At 70.9% G+C, this 1,666-nt stretch carries 1 protein-coding gene; it reads left to right on the top strand.

What is annotated here, in order from left to right; translation table 11 throughout:
- Positions 1 to 1,555, top strand: a 1,555-nt coding sequence (locus ACTUAL_RS08915) for an ABC transporter substrate-binding protein (RefSeq protein ID WP_440899918.1), incomplete at its 5' end; no start/stop codon positions are given.
- Positions 1,556 to 1,666 lie beyond the last annotated feature (111 nt).

The following is a 1,666-nucleotide window of genomic DNA, read 5'->3' as shown; positions in this document are numbered from 1 at the left end:
CAACTCCGACACCGCGGAGACGAACGCCTCGGCCAACGCCGTCGCGCTCAACCCGGTGCTGCGGGGCTTCTGGTACTTCGGCCCCGAGGGCACCGTCGAGCCCGACGAGGAGTTCGGCACCTTCGAGGTGACGAGCGAGGACCCGCTCACCGTCGAGTACACCTTCGCCGAGGGGGCCGTCTGGTCCGACGGCGAGCCCATCGACTGCGACGACGCCGTCCTGTACTGGGCCGCCCAGTCCGGGACGTTCCCCGCCTTCTCCGCGGCCGGCACCACCGGCTACGAGGACCACGACCGCCCCGACTGCGCCGACGGCGACACGGAGTTCACGGTCACGTACAACACCCCCTACGCCGACTACGCCGCCACCTACGGCGCGCTGAAGCCGGCGCACGTGCTCGAGCGCGAGAGCGGCGTCGAGGACATCATCGCCGCCGTCGACGCGGGCGACCAGGACGCCATGGCCCCGGCCGCCGAGTTCTGGAACACCGGCTGGAACTTCGCCCCCGGTGACTGGAACGCCGAGACCGCCCTGTCCTCCGGCCCCTACGTGGTCGAGAGCTGGGAGGCCGGCCAGTCGATCACCTACGTCGCCAACGACCAGTGGTGGGGCACCCCGCCGGTCAGCGACACGATCGTCACGCGCTTCATCGCCCAGGACGCCCAGGCCCAGGCGCTGCAGAACGGCGAGGTCCAGGCCATGGACCCGCAGCCCAGCCCCGACCTGCTCGCCCAGCTCGAGGCCATCGGCGACTCGGTCGCCTTCGAGGGCACGGACCAGTACACGTACGAGCACTGGGACTTCAACTTCCAGGGCGAGTTCGCCGACCCCGTCCTGCGTGAGGCGTTCGCGCTCTGCCTGCCGCGCCAGACGATCATCGACAACCTCATCACGCCGCTGAACCCCGAGGCCGAGGTCCTCAACAGCCGCTTCGTGTTCCCCTTCGAGCCGGACTACGACCGGGTCGCCGAGGAGTCCTACGACGGCCAGGCCGAGCAGGACATCGAGGCCGCCGCGGCGCTCCTCGCCGAGAACGGCCTGGAGGGCACCACCCTCCGCCTGGGTCACAACGCCAACCCGCGCCGTACCCAGCAGGCGGCCCTCATCGTCGACGCGTGCGGCCCCAACGGCGCCGGCTTCGACGTGCAGGACATCGGCAACGAGGACTTCTTCGAGGCCGACGGCGAGCTCGCCACCGGTGCCTTCGACGTCGCCCAGTTCGCCTGGGCCGGCTCCCCGCTGAAGTCCGGGTCCGTCTCCACCTTCACCTGCGTGCCCGAGGGCGAGTCCAAGGGCAACAACAACGGCTACTACTGCAACGAGGAGGTCGACGCCCTGCTCGAGCAGCTGACGCAGGAGGTCGACGCCGACGCGCAGACCGACCTGGTGATCCAGATCGAGTCGCTGCTGTGGCAGGACCGGGCCACGATCCCCGGCTTCGCCTTCCCGGGCGTCGTCGCCAGCACCCAGTCCGCCGAGGGTGTCGTCTACAACCCGACGCAGGCCGGTCTCACGTGGAACGCGTGGGAGTGGGGCAACAACGCCGCCCAGTGAGGCGGTGGCGCGCCCGGTCGTGACCGGTAGCGCCTGAGCTCCTGCACCACGCACCAGGGACGGGGTCCCGCCCACCAGGCGGGGCCCCGTCCGCGTTCCGGCCCGCACCGC

The sequence above is a fragment of the Actinosynnema sp. genome (genome assembly GCF_052038725.1).
The sequence above is the reverse complement of the archived record's forward strand: the minus strand, read 5'-3'. Positions and strand labels throughout refer to the sequence as shown.